Source organism: Marinobacter alexandrii (assembly GCA_039984955.1).
Taxonomy (GTDB): Bacteria; Bacteroidota; Bacteroidia; order Cytophagales; family Cyclobacteriaceae; genus Ekhidna.
On the sequence record JBDWTN010000005.1, the window covers coordinates 121,985 to 139,421 of the forward strand.

15 protein-coding genes are annotated in these 17,437 nt (G+C 36.7%); 5 read left to right on the forward strand and 10 right to left on the reverse strand.

The genetic code is table 11. From position 1 onward, the window contains the following. Nucleotides 1-11: 11 nt before the first annotated feature. The 5 genes from ABJQ32_01370 to ABJQ32_01390 all read right to left on the reverse strand — a co-directional run bounded on the left by ABJQ32_01370 (nucleotide 12) and on the right by ABJQ32_01390 (nucleotide 7,581). Nucleotides 12-2,021 carry a TonB-dependent receptor gene (locus ABJQ32_01370; protein MEP5288266.1) on the reverse strand — a complete coding sequence of 670 codons (2,010 nt, stop codon included), beginning with the start codon at nucleotides 2,019-2,021 and terminating at the stop codon, nucleotides 12-14. 323 nt (nucleotides 2,022-2,344) lie between these two features. Further along, a complete protein-coding gene (locus ABJQ32_01375) occupies nucleotides 2,345-4,873 on the reverse strand; it encodes a methyl-accepting chemotaxis protein (GenBank protein MEP5288267.1) in 2,529 nt (842 codons plus the stop codon). Nucleotides 4,874-4,897: 24 nt separating this feature from the next. Beyond that, nucleotides 4,898-5,479: a chemotaxis protein CheW gene (locus ABJQ32_01380; protein ID MEP5288268.1), complete on the reverse strand. Its 582-nt coding sequence runs from the start codon at nucleotides 5,477-5,479 to the stop codon at nucleotides 4,898-4,900. 83 nt (nucleotides 5,480-5,562) lie between these two features. Further along, a complete protein-coding gene (locus ABJQ32_01385) occupies nucleotides 5,563-5,793 on the reverse strand; it encodes a hypothetical protein (GenBank protein MEP5288269.1) in 231 nt (76 codons plus the stop codon). 72 nt (nucleotides 5,794-5,865) lie between these two features. Continuing rightward, complete coding sequence (locus ABJQ32_01390) at nucleotides 5,866-7,581, reverse strand: DEAD/DEAH box helicase (GenBank protein ID MEP5288270.1); 1,716 nt, start codon at nucleotides 7,579-7,581, stop codon at nucleotides 5,866-5,868. 159 nt (nucleotides 7,582-7,740) lie between these two features. Here ABJQ32_01390 and ABJQ32_01395 point away from each other — a divergent pair, with 159 nt between their 5' ends. From ABJQ32_01395 to ABJQ32_01410, 4 genes are all read left to right on the forward strand, one after another. Next, nucleotides 7,741-8,157 (forward strand): DUF2061 domain-containing protein, encoded by a 417-nt coding sequence (locus ABJQ32_01395; protein MEP5288271.1) that lies wholly within the window; start codon nucleotides 7,741-7,743, stop codon nucleotides 8,155-8,157. A gap of 185 nt (nucleotides 8,158-8,342) precedes the next feature. Further along, entirely contained in the window at nucleotides 8,343-9,158 is an 816-nt protein-coding gene (locus tag ABJQ32_01400; GenBank protein MEP5288272.1) for a hypothetical protein, read from the forward strand. A gap of 67 nt (nucleotides 9,159-9,225) precedes the next feature. Continuing rightward, nucleotides 9,226-12,414, forward strand: coding sequence for an ATP-binding cassette domain-containing protein (locus ABJQ32_01405; GenBank protein MEP5288273.1), 3,189 nt, complete (start codon nucleotides 9,226-9,228; stop codon nucleotides 12,412-12,414). Further along, on the forward strand, nucleotides 12,414-12,794 hold the full coding sequence (locus tag ABJQ32_01410; protein ID MEP5288274.1) for a DoxX family protein: 381 nt from the start codon (nucleotides 12,414-12,416) through the stop codon (nucleotides 12,792-12,794). Before ABJQ32_01405 ends, ABJQ32_01410 begins: the two co-directional genes overlap by 1 nt. Here ABJQ32_01410 and ABJQ32_01415 read toward each other — a convergent pair. From ABJQ32_01415 to ABJQ32_01425, 3 genes are read right to left on the reverse strand one after another with little or no spacing between them, the layout of a single operon-like run. Further along, on the reverse strand, nucleotides 12,765-13,373 hold the full coding sequence (locus ABJQ32_01415; GenBank protein ID MEP5288275.1) for a pseudouridine synthase: 609 nt from the start codon (nucleotides 13,371-13,373) through the stop codon (nucleotides 12,765-12,767). The genes ABJQ32_01410 and ABJQ32_01415 overlap by 30 nt on opposite strands. Further along, nucleotides 13,366-13,728 (reverse strand): VanZ family protein, encoded by a 363-nt coding sequence (locus ABJQ32_01420; protein ID MEP5288276.1) that lies wholly within the window; start codon nucleotides 13,726-13,728, stop codon nucleotides 13,366-13,368. Before ABJQ32_01420 ends, ABJQ32_01415 begins: the two co-directional genes overlap by 8 nt. Then, the gene (locus tag ABJQ32_01425; protein MEP5288277.1) at nucleotides 13,728-14,459 is read right to left on the reverse strand and encodes an MBL fold metallo-hydrolase; all 732 of its coding nucleotides are present in this window, start codon (nucleotides 14,457-14,459) and stop codon (nucleotides 13,728-13,730) included. The genes ABJQ32_01420 and ABJQ32_01425 overlap by 1 nt, the downstream gene beginning before the upstream one ends. Nucleotides 14,460-14,637: 178 nt before the next feature. Here ABJQ32_01425 and ABJQ32_01430 point away from each other — a divergent pair, with 178 nt between their 5' ends. Then, nucleotides 14,638-15,294, forward strand: a complete 657-nt coding sequence (locus ABJQ32_01430; GenBank protein ID MEP5288278.1) for an alpha/beta fold hydrolase — start codon at nucleotides 14,638-14,640, stop codon at nucleotides 15,292-15,294. Here ABJQ32_01430 and ABJQ32_01435 read toward each other — a convergent pair. Next, on the reverse strand, nucleotides 15,291-16,652 hold the full coding sequence (locus ABJQ32_01435) for a hypothetical protein (protein MEP5288279.1): 1,362 nt from the start codon (nucleotides 16,650-16,652) through the stop codon (nucleotides 15,291-15,293). The two genes, ABJQ32_01430 and ABJQ32_01435, sit on opposite strands and share 4 nt — an antisense overlap. 46 nt (nucleotides 16,653-16,698) lie before the next feature. Next, on the reverse strand, nucleotides 16,699-17,391 hold the full coding sequence (locus tag ABJQ32_01440; protein MEP5288280.1) for a TIGR04283 family arsenosugar biosynthesis glycosyltransferase: 693 nt from the start codon (nucleotides 17,389-17,391) through the stop codon (nucleotides 16,699-16,701). Nucleotides 17,392-17,437 lie beyond the last annotated feature (46 nt).

The following is a 17,437-nucleotide window of genomic DNA, read 5'->3' on the forward strand; positions in this document are numbered from 1 at the left end:
CAGTAGTTATGTTAAAATCTAACCTTCAAAGATCCATAGTATGCTGCCCCCGCTCGTCCTGGAATTGAGTTTATCAAACCAGTGGTAAAGTCAGCGTAGTTTACTTCTTGATCAAGCACATTAGTTGCATAGAAGCTAAGAATTGCATCTTGTTTTATATCCAGATTTAAAAGCTTAGGAATATTAAATGAGATGTTAGCTGTAAGAAGGTTTATACTTGATAGGCTACCATTTACATCAGCAGTTGTTACCAGTTCTGACTTACCAGTGTTAAATGCAGAAATATAACTGTTAAAAAGTCCTATAGTAAATCCTTTGTCAGTTGTTTGGTAGCTTACACCTATTTTCAGTAGGTCATTTGGAGCTGTAGTGAAATCTTCTATAGTTATCCCTCCAAATTCCACTTCGTTTTTTTGATGTGAGTACGATCCTGTAACAAGGATTTTTTCATTTGGGATGTACTTGGTTTCAATGGAAAAACCAGAGCCTTTAAGTCCCTCACTGAAATTCACAAAAGTGGTTGTTTGGTCAGCTGTTCCAGGATTTTGCTGCACTTGAGAGATCAATTCATCAGAGGTGTAATTGAAATACGTAGCATAAACCTCGATTTTCGAACCAGTATAAAATAATTGGAAATCCAGATTCGTTAATTTTTCAGCATTCAAATCTGGATTTCCCACTGATCTACCCGGCAAATTTGTAGTATTCTCTACCGCATAAGGTGCTCTGAATGATTGACCCCAGAGCCCTTTTACTCCTATATTATCCGTAATATTATAAACCAATCCTAATCGTGGAACAAAGTCGTTATCTAATCCTTCTATGCTATTGAACTGACCACCAGCTATTAACTTCACATTATCAATTATGCGATAATCTATCTGTGTATAGGCGCTGTACCATGTTTTATTATATTCGGGGATTAAGAAGACCCCCGGCTGTATTTCCATTTCTCCAGCTTGTCGATAATAGGTACCTCCAAATAAAACATTAAGTCCCTTCATCGGCTTGTAATAGTTAGACACCTCAAATAGCCAATCTTTAGAACCATCGTCAGATAAATCAAATGTGGTTCCGTTAACAGTTTTATATTCAAGACCAAATCTATTGTGCGTTACATTTACGTTAGAAGAAATTTTCTCATTCCACTCATGCTCATAACCTAAATCATATGTTTCCCTTCTTGATTTAAGTAATCCATTGGACCAAACTGGCAAAACAATTCCAAAAGTCCTCTGCTCACTTGTCATATGTACGGCATTGAAAGTGAAATTCTTATAGTTACTTAATAAGGCAAAAGACTGATTTTCTTCCGAATAGTCTGTAGATGCTGTAGTTCCTAGAATATCCGTTGCTTCAAAATTCCAACCATCTTCAGTATAATTTTTGAATGCTGCAGTTACACTTAAGTCTTCATTTACATAAGTCACATCTCCAGAGATATCTGTTGTTCCAAAAGAACCTGCAGTGAATTGAGCTGAGCCTGATGTTTCACTTTCTTTCTTAGTAATAATATTCACGACTCCTGTATAAGCATTTGATCCATAGAGTACTGATCCAGGACCTCTTATCACTTCAATTTTATCAATGATATTGATTGGAAATGAAAGATAGATGGGAGAATTAAATCCACCATAAACAGTTTCTCTCATTGGTCTTCCATTAATGAGTAGTAATTGATGTGTGTCAAATTCGGAGGACAGATCACCACGAACCGAGAAGACATTCTGTGGATATAGATTTGAACTCACATTCATTGCTCCCGTTACACGGTCAAGTACTTCAGCCAAATTGAGTGCACCAAATCTTTCGATTTCTTCTGAAGTAATTACCTGAATAATACCAGGAGCATCCGTTTGTTTTTCAGATACTTTGGATGCGCTTATTACATCCATGTTCAAGAGATCTTCTAAACTTAAATTATAGATATCATCGTCATCCTGCGCAAAGACAAAACCAATGCTAAAGATGCTTATGAGTGTGATTGAAAGAGCTTTAGTAGGTAGTATTTTAAGTTTCATATTATAGCACATTTTTATTATTGCAAATACATCATTTATTGTTATCATATGATAATAACGCAACATTAAGGAGATAAAAAATCAAGTGCTAAATGTTTCGATGAGTGTGATACGCCTTTAGCTGAACCCCTCTTTCACATCGAGATGGATTTTTCTACTTTGCGTGTAATCCTCTCTTTTGAGATTGATAAATACAATATGCGAGTCTAAAATGGCAGGTGCTATTTCATTGACGAAAGCGACTTGCTCTCTATCCTAAGCGACGATTTTTCACTAAAAGAAGGTATTGATATGCTGTTAGCCTAAATAGTACTTTAGAAATACTAGTTGCCGGAGTTGTCAGTGAGTCTAAAGGTATTCACCTTTTCACGTAAGGTACGTGAGATCTCTGTGACCTCTTCTGATTTCTGGGTATAGTTTTCCATGCCTGCTGATAACTCAGTAGCTGAGCTTGCTACTTGCTCGGTTCCGGCAGCTGTTTCTTCTGCAATCACTACAATTCCTTCTGTGATACTTACGACATTTCTGATACTATTCATCTGTTCATCGGTAGCATCAAGTATTTGCTTAGAAACTTCAAGGTTTTGACTGGAAGATGTTGCAATTTCTTTGAAAGCATCTGAAGCGTCATTAGAGGCACTCTCACCTCCAAGAATACTCTCACTCATTACTTCAATGACTTTAGCAGCTGAAGCTGTGTCATTTTGGACATCCCGAATAAGTGTTTCAATTTCCCTTGCTGATGACCGTGAGTCCTCTGCAAGTTTTCTAATCTCTTCAGCCACAACGGCAAAACCTCTTCCTGCATCACCAGCTTGTGCTGCTTCTATTGCTGCATTCAAGGCCAATAGATTCGTTTGTGCAGCTATATCAGTAATGATGCCCAATACTCGTGTGATTTCTTTTGAACGCTCTGTAAGGACTTGTATTGATTGATTTGTATCGTTCGCAAAGGCTTTAATATCCTTCATACTAAAGCCCACTTTATTGACCATTTTAAGTCCGTTTTCCGAACTCTTGGACACATTGTGTGCAGCCGCGTTTATTTCTTCCGCTTGGCCACTCATAATCGCTGCGGCACGTTGTATACTTTCTATCAGGTTAGACGATTCGTCAACCTTACTGACTTGATTTTGAGCTCCGCTACTCATCTCTGCAATGGCCGAAGCTATTTCTCCAGTATTGCTGTTCATTTCTTCGCTTGCAGAAAGCATTTCCATCGATGAGTCACCAATGACATTTACATTTTTAACTACACCATCTAGTAGCTCATTCATACTATCAAGTGCTTTGTTTAGGTTATCAGCAAGGTTTAGAATATCTCCTTTTGCGTCTTCATTATACCTTACTGTAAGGTCTCCTTCAGCCATAGCATTGATGATTCTATTGACTATACCAAATGGCTCAGAAATAGAACTAAGAAGGTTGTTTACAGATTGACTCAACTCTTTCCACGCTCCCGATTTGTTATCAGGATTCATGCGAGAACTCAAATCACCATCTCCTCCAGCTTGTTTAACAACTTCATTTGTTTCATCAATTACGCCACGAAGATTTGTTCTCATCATAATCAGAGAGGCTCCTAAGACATCATTTTCACCAGCAATCTCAAAATCAGCATTTAAGTCACCTTCACCAATTTTTCTAGAAAATTCAACCTTCTTGTTCAACTCTTCCATAAGCAAATTAACAGATTGAGCGATCTCTCCTAATTCGTCTTTTGATACATAGGTAAGTTTTTTGGATGTATCTAAATTTCCACGTGCCAGGTCTTTCAAGATAGTATTCGAGTGGTCGAGCGAAGTAGTAATGCGATTGGCCATATTCCACACTATAACTGTAAGAAGAACTAACCCAATTAATCCAATTATAATTGTTTGAATCAATGTAGCATTGAAAGCTGCTGTAATTTCTGAAACTGGGACAACAAAAACCGCGGACCACCGATCGTTTGATTTACCTATTGGAATGCTTGCGAACGAAACGTAAACCTCTTCTTCTAACGAATCGTCATATATTCTATATGAAAAATTCTCACCTGCTTGAACTTTAGATAGAATATCATAAGAACTATTTTTAATGACGCCCAGTGTATCTATTGGTAGGTTAAAAAAAGCTGGCTCTTTGTGTGCCGTAATCACTCCGCCATGAGACACTAGCAAAGCGTAGGCTTTATCATAAAAATCAACTTCCGAAACACTTTGGAAGTCATTTACGGACATATCTGATCCAATTAAACCGGCGAATTCTCCATTAACTTCCATTCGCACTGTCGGAGAAATACCTAAGAGTGAATCTGATGTATTAGAATCATAGTTATAATCTTTATACCAATAAGGTTCACTAAGCATTTCCTTGAGGCTATTGTCGGACCTAAAGGCTTCATAGATCGAACTGCCTTTGCTGCCGTCCATTTGTGCCAACTCTGTAGAAGACTTCACCTGATTATTTTCCAAGTATGAGTTAAAACGCTCTCTGCCGTAATTTTTATTCCATTCGGGATCAATAAACCTATACTCTAAACTCATCCAAGTTGCGTCATACTTCGGGTAGAGTAGCAAGATTTTATCTAAAAATTTCTTTCTTGAGTTTTTTCGTTGTTCTTCAGGAAGGAAGGTGTGATCTTCAACAGCTTTAGCCATAACTCTGGCTACCGCGAGATCTTCATCTATAATATTTTTGATGTCATCAGCTTTTATCTGCGCATACGAGTCTGCTAATTTTTGCGCTTCTGTAATAGCATTGCTTCGAAGGTTGTAGCTAATGTAGCCAAGTGTAACGACATAAATAACGACTGTTATTCCAAGAATAAACAGCATCATTTTCCGTCGTATCGTGAAATTTTTAAGCATACTAAAAATTATAAATGCAAGAGCTTAGGCTGAAATTTCTGCAAACTTACTTCCCGTAATCATTCCGAGTACATCAAATAGAATAATCATTTGATTATCTTTTCTTATAATACCCTTCAAATACTTCCGGCCTGTTACAGATTTAATTCCAGAAGCAGACAGCTGTTCGATCATGTCCTCAGCAATTAATAAGGTGTCGGGTACCTCAGGAATAATGATAGCCATTTTGAATTCCTCATGCTCTATAACAAGTAAATAGTTGGTACCATCTATTTTACTTGATTCATTATTAAAGAATATTTTAATGTCTAAAACCCCATAAATATTTCCACGAATATTAGACATCCCAATAATGTACTTCGGCATTTGAGGAACAGGCGCAATTGGTGGTATTTTCACTACTTCCTTTACAAAATGTATAGGAATGGCATATTTCTCTGCTCCTGACTTGAAAACACAAAACTGTTTTACTTCGGATTTTTCATCAGAAGAATTTTCAACAATTTGTACATTGGAGTGATCAGTGGCGTTTGACGCACTCTCCTTTTCTTCAGATGTAGATGCTACATCTTGTTCTGTTTTTTTAAGATTTTTACCTAGAGCCATTAATATGCAGTGAGATGTAAAAATGGTATATCTAAGAGATTAAATTTGATTGATTTTCCCTTAACTGTATATGAGCAAAATGATTAGTTACCAGCTTGATCTTTTTTCTTTTTTTCCTTATCTACTGGAGTTTCTTCAGGCTTTTCATCAACAATATTTCCAAACTCATCCACATAAGCAATCATATCTGATAGCTCTCCGCCTTTAGCATTATTCTCCTGACGCTCCTTCTTTCTCTCTTCTTTTTCCTTCTTTTTTTGCTGCTTACGTTTTTCTTTTTGACTTTTTATGAATTTATTCTGCGAATTTGACATGTATTAAATTTAGTATTAAAAATTAACAGATAACCAGATACCTGTTTTTTACCTTAAAATTAGACAAAATGATTATCTTCTTCTTCTTTTAGAAGGGCCAGATCCGTTTCGTCTACCACCACTACCACCACTTGATCGATTGAATTTGGATTTCTTCTTGTATTGATTATTGGATTTTCTTTCATCACTTCTGGATTCGTTATCAGGATTTACTCTTACGTTTCTCCCTTCTAATTCTACTCCTTCAAACTTTTCACTAAACCCCTGATCATACCCTCTATCTACTTCAAAATAAGAACGGTTATTCAAGATTCTTATCGTTCCAAAAAACTTTTTATCTACTCCTGATAAGTCAGACAGTAAATGAAGCATGTCTCCTTTTATAAATCCGTCAACGGAACCAACATTGATGAAATACTTTCTGAACTGACTGTTATCTCTTCGCTCAGGTGATCCACCAGCCGTTTCATTTAAATTGGCCTCTTCTCCTGCTTGAGATGAAGTAGCTTCAAGATGAGTCCCAATCAATTTTTTAAGTATGTCTTCTTTACTGAGCTCTTCAAACTTGCTTTTTACTTCCTCGTAGAGAGAGTCAACATCAGATTTGATTTCAAGAGCTAAAAGTTGCTCCGCCCAATTTGACACTCGGGAAGCTTGCATTTCATCAATACTTGGTACTTCTATTCGTTCAAACTTGACGTTTATTTTTCTTTCAAGTTCCGAGATTTTTCGTGATTCTCTAGGGTTTATAAAAGCCAATGATACTCCTTTATTACCGGCTCTCCCTGTTCGACCACTTCTGTGTGTGTAGCTCTCTAATTGATCTGGCAAGGTATGATGAATCACATGAGTCAGGTCATTGACATCTATCCCTCTTGCTGCAACATCTGTTGCAATCAATAACTGCATAGAGCGAGTTTTAAAACGCTTCATAACTGCATCTCTTTGAGATTGCGATAAATCTCCGTGCAGCGCTTCTACTCCATACCCCATATTGCCAAGTTCATCAGCAATTTCTTGAGTCTCTCTCTTGGTTCTGCAAAACATGATTCCTCGCATCTCTGGTTGCTTATCCATGAAACGACGCAAAGCTGGGATTTTGTTTTTAACCTTGGTTGTTACGTATTTGTGAGAAATATCTTTGTTACTCTTTTCACCTGAGTTGATTGCCACCTCCTTAGGCTGTGACATATAATTTTTCACAATCCTTCTAATCTCAGGGGGCATAGTAGCCGAAAAAAGCCATGTAACTCTTTCTTCTTTGGTGTGCGATAATATTTCATCTATAGGCTCCTGAAAGCCCATGTTTAGCATCTCATCAGCTTCATCTAGTACAACATACCTGACCTGATCAAGCTTTATCGCCTTTCTTTTAATAAGGTCTAAAAGTCTTCCTGGTGTAGCAACAACGATTTGAGTTGGTCTCCTGAGGGCCTTAATTTGATTTACTATTGCAGCTCCTCCGTAGACTACCTCAACATTTAAGTTTTTGTTACTTTTTGAGAAATCTTTTAATTGCTTTGCAGTCTGTTGCCCGAGCTCACGTGTAGGAGCCATTACCAATGCCTGAGTGCTATTGCTGTTGGAATCGATTAAATCAATGAGAGGGAGCCCGAAAGCTGCAGTTTTACCTGTTCCCGTTTGAGCCAAACCAATAAAATCTGTAGGATCTTCAGTAAGTAATATTGGAATGGCTTTTTCTTGTACTGGAGTGGGGGTCGTAAACCCCATTTGGTCAAGGACTTTCGCTATAGATTCTGAGAGTCCAAGTTTTTGGAAATTATTCAAAGAGCATATTTTAAAAATGAATCGCAAAGCTACTGGAACGAATTAGAACACCAATATGTATAGTCAATTATCTTCATGGACTAATCGAAAAGATAAAATTGAAATTCGGAAGAGAACTAGCGCGTTCAGCATGTATTTTTGAATCGATTTAACGAATAGATGAACAGTAGAAAAAGACATATCGCTAAAACGATTACTTGGAGGCTGATAGCCACGAGTACAACATTCATTTTGACAATATTTTTTTTCAGAGAAGATCCAAATGCCACTGAGAAGGCTTCATGGGTAGCGTTGATTGAAACATCTATTAAAATGATTTTGTATTATTATCATGAAAGAATATGGTTTATCAACACGATAAAACTTAAAAGTAAAATCCGACATTTTATTAAAACTATCACTTGGCGAATCACCGCTTCTATCACCACTTTTGTTATTGCATTATTTATTTTCAAAGAAGATCCACAGGCTATGGAAAAAGCTACTGGCATAGCTTTGGTAGAAAGCATTTTGAAAATGATTTTCTATTATTTACACGAAAGAGCATGGCACACTTCAAAATTTGGGCTTAAATAGTGAGCATACGGGAAATAGCCGCAATAAGTGTTTGAAGAAAGTAATTAATAGATTAATCTTGAATTTGAATTGATGATAAACAAACCAATCTCATGAAATGAGCATGATTAAACAATCACCATTTATTTGGTGAATGAATAGTATCAGGCGAATTCCATGTGGCGATTGAAAAACAGACAATACACATGAAAAAGAATTTTATAACCCTTTTATTTTTAGTCTCCGCATTCTTCTTAATCTCATGTAGTAGTGGATCAAGCTCTTCTGGAGAGTCTACTGCCGAAAAGAAAGAAGAAATTGAAGATTTCGTTGAGAAAGAATTCACATATCCCTTGCCAACTGCGTTCGAGGTATCGCAAATGCTTGGTAATGCAAATACATCATACTCTGAGAATATTGTAAATGATCCAACTAAAGTAGATCAATATGTTGCCACATGGCAGAAAGCAGTGAATTTGGGGGTTTATGGTGCCGACCTTAGCTATGCGGCAACCTTTGATAAAACACAGGAGACAATAGATTATTTAGATGTTTCCAAAAAGCTAATTGATGATTTAAACATCACTTCTGCTTTTAATTCTTCCATGGCTCAAAGAATCGAGAATAACATGGATAACATTGATTCACTTATTTTCATAGTGACTGAGTCATTCTATGATACATACAACTACCTCAATCAAAATGGAGAAGAAAAGACTTCAATTTTGGTAGTAGCAGGAAGCGTTGTAGAGGGACTACACATCACCTGCGAATTGGTTAAGATGAGTGAAAATAGAGGAGAATTGATGGCTGTACTTGCCAATCAGAAATCTCAGGTTACTAAGCTTCTTGAATTAATGGATAACTTCCAAGATGATGAAAATGTAAAGCGTATGCTTCCAAGTTTACGATTTATTAGTCTTACTTATGATCAGCTTGGCGAGGGAGTGGAGATGACTTCCGGACAGTTTGATGACATTTCAAATAATGTTAAAATTATTCGAGATGAGATAGTTGGCTAATCTTTTTTAACAATATTTGGAAGCCTCAACCATTTAGTTGAGGCTTTTTTTATATTTAATCCAAACTATGACCGAATCCATAATAAATGCACTAGTTCACCTACTTGCCATCATTGAAAGCGCAAAGGAGGATACAGATGCTGTGGATTCAGGAGAGCTGGTTATCAGACCCTATCTTCAAAAAACACTCAATAATGAAACGCTCACTACGGAGTATATCAAGCTCTTTTATGATTATTTGAACTTTTACAAAGATCAGCCCACTGCAAAGAGTGATGAAGAAATTAATATTGATAGTACTAGTATTCTTCAGATAGCTAAAATTTGTAATCAGCTTAACAAGGAGTTACTTCGATCAGAGAGACTCATTGTATTCATGCAATTGATGGAGCTCATCAGGGCAGATGAAAAAGTTACGGCAAAGGAAGAAGAGTTTGCTGCTTTGGTAGCTTTAAACTTTAATCTTGATCAAGAAGACGTAATTAATCTTAAAAACTTCATCCTTAAACATGATGAGGGGGAAATAAATAAGGACCGAATATTAATTGTTGACAATAAACAGACCGAATGGCCAGAAGAAATGGCTTGGATCATTCGGAAAAAGAAGAAAGAAAATCAAATTAGGCATTTGTTTGTTCAGAATCTCTTCGGGAAGATTACCGTCCTTTATTTAAAAAGTGTTGACACTTTTGTTTTTCGATATGATGGTCCATTAAACCTTTTTCTTGAAGGTGTCAAAATCATCCCTTCCAAATCATACATCTTGAAACCGGGATCCATCATTAAAGGACCAAATATTTCATCCATTTATGAATCTGAAGTCACTAAGAAATTTATCCAAGATGAGACCAGTACTCGAGTAGTCTTAGCTGGAGATAAGATAGAGTTTAAGTTTAAAAATAGCAGTAATGGGCTAAAGGCTTTCTCTTTCTCTGAAGATTCTGGAAGACTCATTGGAATCATGGGAGGAAGTGGCACTGGTAAGACCACTCTAATGAATATTCTGAATGGAAAGCTCCATTTAGATGGTGGACGAATTCATATCAATGGATTCTCTCTGGAACAAGCAAGTACTGAAGGGGTAATTGGCTATGTGCCGCAGGATGACCTCTTATTTGAAGAACTCACTGTATTTCAAAACCTATACTTCAATGCTAAGACATGCTTTAGTGATTTTTCTGAAGATCTAATTGAACGAACAGTTCTTAAAGTTCTTGACGATCTAGATCTCGAGGATATTAAAGATTTAAAAGTCGGAGATCCCCTTAACAAAACTATTTCAGGAGGTCAAAGAAAACGTCTGAATATTGCACTAGAGCTCATGCGTGAGCCTTCTGTGTTATTTGTAGACGAGCCTACTTCCGGATTATCCTCAATGGATTCTGAAAAGATGATGATGTTGCTTAAGGATTTGACCCGAAAAGGAAAATTAGTCGTTGCTATTATTCATCAACCTTCGTCTGAGATTTTCAAGTTATTTGATAAGCTGTGGATAATGGATAGAGGGGGGTATCCAATCTACAATGGAAATCCTATTGATGCTGTAGTGTATTTCAAGACGATGAATACACAAGTAAATGCGGCCGAAAGCGAATGTCCTAGGTGTGGAAATGTGATACCTGAACAGATCTTACAAATAATTGAGGCCAGAGAGATTGATGAGCGAGGAAGGTCCACCAAGAAAAGACGGGTAAACCCATCTATTTGGTATTCTAAGTATAAAGAAAACATTCAACCGAAACTTGTTCGCCTGAAGTACGATTCGGTACTCCCACCTACTAATTTTCGAATTCCTGACAGCTGGCATCAATTCAAAATATTTAGCCAGAGAAATCTTTTATCTAAGATTTCCAACAAGCAATACATTCTAATTAATGTACTTGAAGCTCCACTCTTAGCTTTTATTCTAGGTTACTTCTCAAAATATTCACCAGAAAAAGTGTATGCTTTTTCTGAAAATATTAACCTCCCAGTATATCTTTTTATGTCCATCGTAGTTTCCTTATTCATGGGCCTAACTGTGAGTGCTCAAGAGATTTACAAGGACCGACAAATACTGGAACGTGAGTCATTTCTGAACCTCTCGAGGATGAGTTATATAAACTCTAAGATTGTCTTCTTATTTGTTCTTTCAGCTATACAAACATTGTCATTCGTCCTTATTGGAAATTATATACTTGAGATTCACGGAATGACACTTTACTATTGGGCGGTACTATTTTCCATTTCTTGTTTTGCCAATTTGGTAGGGCTAAATATTTCATCGGCACTAAATTCTGTTATCAATATTTACATTCTCATTCCGTTTATTCTAGTCCCACAGCTTTTATTAGGGGGCGCCATGATAAAATTTGATGAGCTCCACCACTCTATAAATAACCAAAAAAATGTACCAATTGTAGGTGACATGATGGCTTCTCGTTGGGCGTATGAAGCACTGGCAGTCGCTCAATTTCGTTATAACGATTATGAGAGGTATTTCTTTGAAGTCAATAAAGAAATAAGTAGAAACTCAGTTTACAGGTCTTTTATGGTACCAGAAATGGTGAGCATCAATAAAGAAGTTATGCGAGACACTTCCAACTGGGAATCAAAGGAACAATCGTTTAGGATCTTAAAAAATGAGGTCAAGAGTTTAAGCGAAATTCATGGTTTACGAGCTTTTTCTTACGTGGATCAACTAAATCCTGAATATTTCAGTCGATCCATTTCAGATAGACTTCATAACTACTTGTTATACGCTCGAGATCACTTCGCCAATGGGTACCTGGAATCACAAAAAAATAGAGATCAGCTTTACGATAGTGTTGTCAGTGACTTAGGTCGTGATGGGTTTATCATATTAGAAAAGAAGTATCATAACGAATTTTTAGCTGACCTATTGATGAATAGAGCGCATCTGGACATGGTCTATCGCGGTGAGGATCAACTCATTCAAAAGAAAGATCCCATATTTATGCATCCTTATTCCGCTATTGGTAGAGCTCACTTCTATGCTCCTTTCAAGGTTTTGGGGAATTGGAAAGTGCCTACGTTTTATTTCAACATTGCCTTCATCTGGTTTATGACAATTGTTTTATACCTATCTCTCTTAGACAACACGCTCAAAAAGATTATTAGATTCTTTGAATCTAGAAATAAAGATGAAGGAAGGCCTAATTCATGGGTGCGCCTCTGGGATACATTCCAGATAATCATCAGCTCTCCTAGAGTATATAAGAGAGCCCGGAAATTGAAAAAATCAACGAATAACTAATGTTGCATCCTCATCTGGCATCCCTTATTCTTCGGTTAAGTTTCAGCAGTATGATGCTCGGTCATGGATGGGGTAAGTTCAATCGATTGATTAATGGAGATATGTCTTTTGCCAATCCCATTGGTATTGGTGAAGGTCTAAGCTTATTTCTGGCTGTAATTGGCGAGTTTCTATGCCCTATTCTTCTGATTATAGGTTTTAAAACAAGACTGGCCACAATACCTCCCACAATTACGATGCTTGTAGCGGCTTTTATCATTCATGCACAAGATCCTTGGGGAAAGCAGGAGTTTCCGTTATTGTACTTCTTTGGATTTGTTGCCATATATCTTCTCGGCAGTGGAAAGTATTCACTTGACTGGCGATTGAAGAAGGTTTAGTTTCTTGTAAAGTACTTTTTCACTAATCTGCGATATTTCTCCGGACTTCAAAGGTGATAAATCTAAATCTTCAACAGCCACTCGTATTAGCCTCAATGTTGGATGTCCAACTTTTGCTGTCATCTTTCTTACCTGCCTATTTTTACCTTCAGTTAAACTAATCTGAAGCCAAGTCCTGAGTGGATGTTTTTTATAGTTTACCGGAGGATTTCTTTCTTCAACCTTTGGTGTAAAAACTTCCACCTTTGCAGGTTTGGTGTTATGTTTTTTCCCGTTTACATTGATTTCAATTCCTTTTTCAAGCATCGCAATAGCTTGTTGATCTGGTGTACCATCTACCTCGACAACATATGTTCTGACATGTTCATTCTTAGGATTCAGAAGCCTATTATTAAGTGATTTATCATTAGTTAAAATAAGCAACCCTTCGCTATCTAAGTCTAGCCTTCCTACTGGATACACATCTTTGGGTATATCCTTAAAGATTGAACCTAATCCTATGTTCTGTCCTTCATTAGAGAATTGGCTAAGCACTTTAAATGGCTTATGTATAATGAAATATAGTTTTCTTTTAGCCACGAAAAATCAATTTAAACAGACCAAAACCGATTAAAGACCCAAGCACGTTAGCACAAGCATCAATCCATTCAAAGAAGCGATTTGGAAAAAATATATACTGCGCAAGCTCAAGCGAGAAGCCATAGGTACTTGCGCTTATTAAAATTGCAAGAGCAATTCTATGATTTAGAAGTTGCGCTTTCTTGAATGCAATCAGAAAACCAATTGTCAAAACCAGATAAGCAAAGCAGTGCTCAATTTTATCTAGGTAACTAACCCCTTCTACTTGAACTGGAAAGGATAAGAATGTAGAAAGTAAGAAGATTCCAATCGCAACTGCGATTGGTGGGATAAACCACAGATATCTATTTGTCATTAAAATTCCATTCGTTTTCCATCATAAAGTCGATTTAATTCAAAATTTTCAGCTTCTATGACCTCTTGAGCCATATGACTCAACCAAAGTTGTTTGCAATTGAGTAGTGCTCTTTTTTCCAATAGTTCGTGGTAGCTCAAATGCCCAAAACTTACTTTTTCAATAAAATTACATTCACAAATAAAAACATCTGCACCTTTCGCTAAAGGAATGAGATTCTCTGTCCAGGAAGTATCTCCTGAAAAAGCAATTTTTTTATTCCTCCATTCCAATCTTATCGCATGAGGAACTGAGACGGGACTGTGATCTACTTCCCATACGCGAAGCAATTTATCATCCAAATCTACAGGTTCATCTTGTGCATACTCATGGAATGTCAAGTCTAACTCTTTAAGCTGCTCCGCTGTTCCAGGATACATAGCTTCCTGTAATTTGTAAACTTGATCTCTTACACCTCTTGGCCCTATAATTTTGAGAGGTTTCTTTCTTCGTTGTTCAAATAAACAGCAGATTAGCAAAAAGGGAATACCTCCAAAATGGTCTCCGTGGAAGTGAGTAATAATAATCGTGGATATTTTTTCAAGGTCCACTTTTTCATGCTTTAACCTGATAAGCGTACTTGCCCCACAATCCATTAGTACGTGCTCCTCTCCTTCTGATATGAGAAAAGCAGTGTTATTTCTTCCCGCATTCCCAAATGCATCACCACAGCCAAGTACTGTTAATTCCATCGGCTAAATTTAGCCTGAATAATTCAGGTGATAATTATGAGATAAATGATAATTTATTAGTAACAAACTGATGTTTTAAGCTAAACAATCTCTTTATTAGAAGATGATTTTAGCTTTTTTGAATTCGATGTAATGCATGAAATCAATGTGCTAAGTAAATGAATAAACTGATTGTGTAATGGAGTTATACCTCAATGATAAACTTGGAAAAATCACTATTGAGATGGATGAATCACCGAAAGCATCAAGTATATTGATTGTAGCTCATGGTGCTGGTGCTGGAATGCATCACTTCTTCATGAAAGAAATTGCACAACTAATCTCCAATGAAGGAATTACAGTTGTCCGGTTTAATTTCCCATATATGGAACAAGGGAGAAAGTCACCAGGCTCTCCAAAATCCAATATAGAAACATGGAATATTGTCATCGAACATATCTTAACAATGTATCCGGAAATGCCAATAGTTGTCTCTGGTAAATCATATGGAGGTAGAATGGCTTCTCACCTACTTGCAGAGCATAACTTCGAAAGAGTAAAGGGTATCATTTATTTTGGGTTTCCACTTCATGCTCCTGGTAAGGATTCAAAAGATCGTGCACAGCATTTATGCGAAATCACGCTTCCGCAACTATTCTTGCAAGGGTCAAAAGACAAGCTAGCAAACCTTGACCTTATGAAAGAAGTGATGAAAAGTCTGCACAAAGCTGAGATAAGAGTCATAGAAGATGCTGATCATTCTTTCCATGTCCCCAAAAGAAGTGGAAAGACAAAAGAAGAAATATTACTTCTGCTTGCAACAGAATCTATCAATTGGATACGGACCAATCTTTAGTCTTTAAACCAAAAGGGTATCTGTACAAAGTCACTAAATGTAGATGATTCTAAGGTATCAATTTCAACCTTTTTTATAGCTAGGACATTCTCGCCTTTGTTAAAAGCCACAGTAGGAATGACCGTAATAAGACCTTTTTGGTCTTTATGCGGATGTATGTAGAACCTGAATTTCAGGTCACTATAAATCGAGTCGTTAATGGCTATTTGATAAATAGATGCATGACAAGAGAGTAATTGCTCAAAATCTTCACCTGAATAATCCTTATTGGTAATCTGAAAACCCCCATTATTGGTACCAATTCCCAACCTGGAATTTAAACCATCATCTTTGAGAGGCACAAAATCAGGACAACTTGATTGAATGACTGAATTATCCGAAGGATTATATCTTAAAAAAAGAGGAAAGAATGGTTCGTTTATAAACTTTGACGGAATGCTAACATCAGAAACATATTCTTTTTCAGGCCTTGTATCATCATATGCATTCGTTTGAACAACAAACTTACTCTGTGAATCGGGAAAGTATTGATGCTGATCAAACTCTACTAAGAGCATGAGTAATACGACTCCTCCTAGAAGAGAAAATACCAATCGAATCTTCCCTTTTGAAAATTTGCTTATTAAATAATAATAAATGCTTTTACTCAGCCTCGATAACGTAATGAAATTGAAGAGACGGTAAAAGGGATAATATATTCTAGCAAACCACTTTATACGCTTAAAAAAACCAAGAGTCAAGTAATCAATCATATAAATAAATCCCATGACCATGTAGCTGACAGCAACTACTATCGAAACAATTAACACAATACTGGAAATGGCATCAGGAGAAATTACAACTAATTGAGAAAATATAAAACCCATGACTCCAAGCCCAACCAAGTACATCCCAAATGCGATCAAAACAGAGATGATTAAGAAAGAAAAAGCAAAAATGACACTGCAAATTTCATCCAATTGCACGACCATTTTATCGAGACTTATTACGCCATTTTTTTTAAGTTTTTCTGTGAAAAACTTATTGTAGTTGAGTTTTTCAAAATCTACTGTAGCCTGAACAGAGCGTAGGCCAATTGTGCCGATCCAGAACCCACGCAACATCAAATGAATGATCAGAGAAATGGCCAATGCTTGAATGGAGTTCTTAATGATAATTAAGAAAATGCTGAAAATACTCAGGGCTCCAGTTGATAAATTGTATTTAAAATTTAATCCATAAAGGAACTCACGAAAGGCAGAATTTGCCCCGATAAGTAAGAAAATGGTAAAAGCAGATACTAGAAGCTCAAGTTGCCAACTTTCGCGCTCCAACTTCTTTAACCATTCTTCTATCTGATCTTCCGAAATATTACTCATTGCTATCTTTTTGTATCATCTAAACTACTAGCTATCGGAAATGTCCTTATAACAGTTCTAGTTTGTAGAACTTCTTAATTTCAGCTGGCATCTCTCCACTTTTATACATCTTCATCGCTTTATAATTGGCTTTTTGGACTTTAAAATATGAATTATTCTCGTATTTGCGCGCGGAAACCTTTACGCTTTTAGGGATTATCTTGAAGGAAACAGAGACCTCTTCCATCCTATCCAGAAAGTCATAGTCCTCCATGATAACATACTCTTCATCAAAACCTCCTAGCTTCTCAAAACATTCTTTCGTAACAAAGAGTGTTTGATCTCCACCTCTACACCACTTAAAAGGAAAACGTGTAAAGAAGCCATTAACATGAAGAAGAGGGTTTGGGGGGTTATCAAATTTGAATCTGTAACAACCACTTCCATAACCCTGGTTGACGGATTCTTTGATATCATAGACAAAACTATCTACAAGTTGAACATCAGCATGCACAAAATACAGGATGTTTCCTTTTGCATGTTTAGCTCCCAAATTCATCTGACAAGCTCTGGAGCACTCTTTTGATGATTCGACCTTTACTGGAAATTGTGATACGAGCGTTCGCGTTTTATCTGTACTTCCACCATCGACAATGATGACTTCAAATTCATTTTTATCCGGATGGTTAGATAAAAATTTGAGGAGAGAGCCAATTTGCTGTTCCTCATTTAACGTAGGAATGATTATGCTAATAAACACTTGCAAGTGATTTTATAGCTATTTACGAAGAAAAAAAAGAAGTTGG